Origin of the sequence: Halobacteriovorax sp. (assembly GCF_041587335.1) — a bacterium.
Taxonomy (GTDB): Bacteria; Bdellovibrionota; Bacteriovoracia; order Bacteriovoracales; family Bacteriovoracaceae; genus Halobacteriovorax.
Genome location: NZ_JBFGYP010000187.1, coordinates 1 through 4,240, shown reverse-complemented (window position 1 = coordinate 4,240; position 4,240 = coordinate 1). Strand labels below are relative to the sequence as shown.

4 protein-coding genes are annotated in these 4,240 nt (G+C 32.9%); 2 read left to right on the top strand and 2 right to left on the bottom strand.

Translation table 11 applies throughout. The features are described from left to right. The coding region (locus ABX784_RS15795) for a radical SAM protein (RefSeq protein ID WP_372656029.1) at nt 1-977 on the top strand (977 nt) is incomplete at its 5' end. On the opposite strand, the gene ABX784_RS15790 is transcribed toward ABX784_RS15795, so the two are convergent. Next, nucleotides 967-2,076 carry an SPASM domain-containing protein gene (locus tag ABX784_RS15790; protein ID WP_372656028.1) on the bottom strand — a complete coding sequence of 370 codons (1,110 nt, stop codon included), beginning with the start codon at nt 2,074-2,076 and terminating at the stop codon, nt 967-969. The genes ABX784_RS15795 and ABX784_RS15790 overlap by 11 nt on opposite strands. Nucleotides 2,077-2,087: 11 nt before the next feature. Further along, the gene (locus tag ABX784_RS15785) at nt 2,088-3,266 is read right to left on the bottom strand and encodes a hypothetical protein (RefSeq protein ID WP_372656027.1); all 1,179 of its coding nucleotides are present in this window, start codon (nt 3,264-3,266) and stop codon (nt 2,088-2,090) included. A gap of 322 nt (nt 3,267-3,588) precedes the next feature. On the opposite strand from ABX784_RS15785, the gene ABX784_RS15780 reads away from it, so the two are divergent. Next, nucleotides 3,589-4,240: hypothetical protein (locus ABX784_RS15780; RefSeq protein WP_372656026.1), on the top strand; the 652-nt coding region annotated here is incomplete at its 3' end.

Here is a 4,240-nt window from a genome sequence, read left to right as displayed (position 1 = left end):
TAACAGAGTACTCTATTGGTAATCTTAAGAATAATACCTTTGATGAAATTTGGAATGGTGAAATTGCTAGAAGATGGAGTAGGGAATTTCTAGAGGGAAATTCGAAAATGTGTCGAAGCGATATTGATTATAATAATTGTAATCTTTGCGCTGGTAATAATGAACTTCTCGAACACGCAGAGCTTTCTGAGGTTCAGTTATCTCCTGTTTTAAAGTTAACAGCGAACTTCAATGGGTTTTGTAACCTAGAGTGCCAAATGTGCCACGTCTGGAAAATGCCTAATGGCTTTTATACGGAAGAAAATTTTTGGAAAGATGCCAGATTATCTATGTTCCCTCACTTAAAAGAAATAGACATGTTATCTGGAGAGCCATTTCTTCAGAATGACACATTTAAATTAATAGATGAAGTAAGTGCAGTTAACCCTGAATGTAAGTGGAATATTACAACTAATATGCACTGGAAGCTTACAACAAAGATTAAGAGTTATTTAGATAAAATAGAAGTAAAGAGTATTGTCGCTAGTATAGATAGTTTAATTCCTGAAGTTTATAATAAAATAAGAAAATTAGGAAACTTAAGTGTCGTATTAAAAAATATTGATGCCGTTCTTGATTATGAACAAGATAGAATTAAGAGAGGGAAGTCTTCTCTCAATATAAATATGAATTTCTTAGTGCAAAAGGATAATTGGAGAGAGGTTCCCGATGTCTTAGACTTTTGTAAAAATAAAGGAATCCTGCCATTTATTTCACTTTGTTATGAGCCTATAGAATATAGCCTATTAGAGTTAGAAAAGAATGAGAAGATTCGAATTGTGGATTTTCTTTTATCTATGGATGCTGTAAAGGTTTCCCTTTCTATGAGAGTTATTAAACCTCTTATTTTTTCATTACCAAGTATTGATAGGGCCTACTATCTTCCTATCATGAATATGAAAATGAATGAATCTTATAAAGAAAAACTTAAACTATAAAAGGTAAGATTTTATTATTAGTTTGTACTTGGTAGATTTTTATAAATTTATTTTTCTCTTCTTTTGAAAATGTATCGATCAGTGCTAAGAGCACACGTCTTGCCTGAATGAGTTGATCACTATTAAGATTAGTAAAATAATAATGTAGGATTTTTACTCTTTCTTTTTCGTCAAGTGTTGAAGGGGAGAAATGGCTTGGGGAATAGACATATTGAATGAAAATATCTAATTCATTCTCTTCACAAAAATGAAACATATTAACAATTTCATAAACATTCTCTCTCTGGATTGCAAAATTAATTAAGAGTTGAAATGGTCTATTTATATTCTTTCTTTCTGTGGCATATTCTTTAAGATCTGAGATTGTACCTAGAACTTTACTTAGCTCGCCTGGAGCTCTTATCTTTGAATAAGAGTTTGTATCTAATGAATCTAGACTCACTGATATTATTCTGAAATCAACTTTATCTAGCTGTTCTTTTATTTTCTTTGTGAACTTCCATTGACCATTTGTTGTGACTTCCCATGTACATTTTGTATTTTTTTTACTTGAAAGCTCTATTAACTTGTAAAAATCCTTTTGAATGAATGGCTCACCGGCCAAGCAGTCAATTTGTATAACAAATGGAAGAATATGATTGGATAGATGTTCCCAAAAACCAGGAAGACTATCGTAAAGTCCATTGGGAAGCTGCCATACATCGCAGAAAGGACATTTTAAATTACATTTGCCATTAAAGTCTGGGGTCAATCTAAGGATAGGTGTTTTAACTACTTCATTAACATCAATATGGTTGATCAGGTCTTGATAGTTGTTTAATCTATGGCAAGAGTTATGCCGAATCTCTTCCTTGCATGTTTCAATATTACCAGTAAGAAACTCTCGTCTCCATGCTCTTACTTTTTCTCCGTTCCATATTTCTTCAATGGAGGAGTCTTTTATATTACCAACTGCATGCTCATTTCCTTTTTCTCTACAGCAGCCAACGAGTCCGTTTGGATTTAAAATGAGAGTGGAAAATGGCACGGGACAAAAAGAATCAGGAAGTGTATCTTTCACTTCTTCATACTTTCTAATTTTATCTTTCTCATCTTTCATATTTTAATTACTTACATTGAACAATATTTAATATCTTTTGCTATCTTAATATTTGTTAAGCTTCTTAATTTTGGATTTGCTAAGTAAACTCTGACTAAGCGCTCTAAATTTTGTGGATATGAGTGGGTTAGGCTATCTGTTTGTATTGCACAAAGATCTTCTCTAAAGTGAATCGAAAGTTCTTTCATTTGAGATATCGCCTCAGCGCTTATCCAGTCCGAAAAAGCTATATTTATCTGCTCTTTCTGTAGTCCTTTCGTTGGGTAGAAAGGGGTGTTGCAAAGTGGATACTTATTTATTGCATCTCTTTGTTCTTTTGTTATTTTTTTACTCTTGTAAAGAGATTGAACTTTACTATCATCACGTTTCTTTGCATGTATCGAATCTTTAGTTCTTAGACATTCAAGTGGTTTTTGGAATGGAAAATCTATATTTGGAAATAGTATGGACCATCTGCATGGAGAAATAGCTAGCGCCATTTGTTGAATGAAGATTGATAGTATTGTATCACCATCGTTGTGTATTGATGCTCTTTGGCCAATTGTTAGAACATTGTGTTTCGGATTATATTCTATATCCATATTTAAATATCGTTCAGGGTCTTCCATGAATACTGAATTAGCAATAGTTTCTACCCAGTTAAGTTTTATTGTTACAATACTTCCCTTTAGAATCATTGCAGTCTTTTTAGGTATCTTTTGAGAATCGATATATTTTATTAGTAAATATTTAGCAGTATTTAGTATCTCTTCAAAAGATTGTTTCTTCACTTTAGGAAAAGCAACTTTATGAAGCTCTGAAAAGCCTTCATCAATAATAGACTTTTGTGCAAAGTTTAGCTTTGAGTAAGACTTCAAGAGAAATGCTCTAAAGAACTGGCTTCTCCATTCTTTTATAATATTAGATTGTTTTGTTGGATCGAGTTGTGAGTACGCTGCCCATTTATCGAGAGACTCTTTATCATGTTTATATGAATTATTTGAAACTTCATTCAAGATTTGATCGGAAACTTTATAGAAAACTCTCGTGTTAGACATTCTTTCAAATACGTTTTTCTCAAATGCTTTTACTTTTTGGTAATCCTGATTTGGCAAGTCTTGCCAAAGATCGCAAGCAGAGATCTTAGGAGAGTTTGCTGCATATGTTGATAATGTAATTGAAGATAAAAGTAGTAGTAAGGCCTTTTTCATCTCTTTATTGTAAGGGAGTGTTCTGCTTATCTCCAGTCATTTTATTCATATTAAATTTATTGATACATGTCTTTCATCTAAAATTAATGTCTGTGTTGAATAGATTCAATCTTTAGAAATCTTGATCAATTTCTATCTAATTCATTTTTTATTAATACTCGGGTATATGGCCGCCCATTTATTGAGGTACAAATCAAGGGAAATTATTTGACTAATGTCTTCAAGTTATTGATTTTAAATCGGCAAGGAATGACTATTCCGTTTAAAAGAGTATTTAAGTTATAATTGAATCTATTATTTCATTTTCTAATTAGGTGTTCTTATGGCAAAGAGAAGTTTTCTATCAAACTCTTCAGGTTTTACTTTAGCAGAAGTTGTTATTGCTGCTGGCATGCTTGGTGTTGTTTCATTAGGGGTTACTCAACTAATGGGAACGATGACAAAGGGGCAGAGAAAACTTTCTCAAGACTCGACCGTTTCTTCCCTTACTCAGAGAGCAGAGATTCTTCTTCGAAGAGAGCATAACTGTTCAGCTAACCTTAGAGGCGAGAATATCAGTGCGAACTGGACTGCGTTACCGACTCTAGTTAGGGCAACAAATGATTGGGAAAGAAATAATGCTGATGATATTAATGCAAATAAAGTAACAGTTCTTGAAAGCGGTATTCTATATGGTGGTGCTTCTGGAAGTGTTCGTCTTAGATCTATTGAATTTAAATCTTACTATCAGCCAGGTAGTACTCAATATGGAGTAGATGCTAATTACAATACTACGCCTGAAAATACCTATATATTCGATAATGATGTTAATGCTACTGATGGTGGAGCCAATAACCAGCGTGAAGTCGGAACAGTTGTATATCGTTTAATCTTTGAAAGACTTGCTCGTGGTAGAACAGGGACTGATGAAGAAGCTCAAGAAGATTTTAATAAGAGATCATTTTGTTCAGAGACTAGTACTCAGTATATAGAAT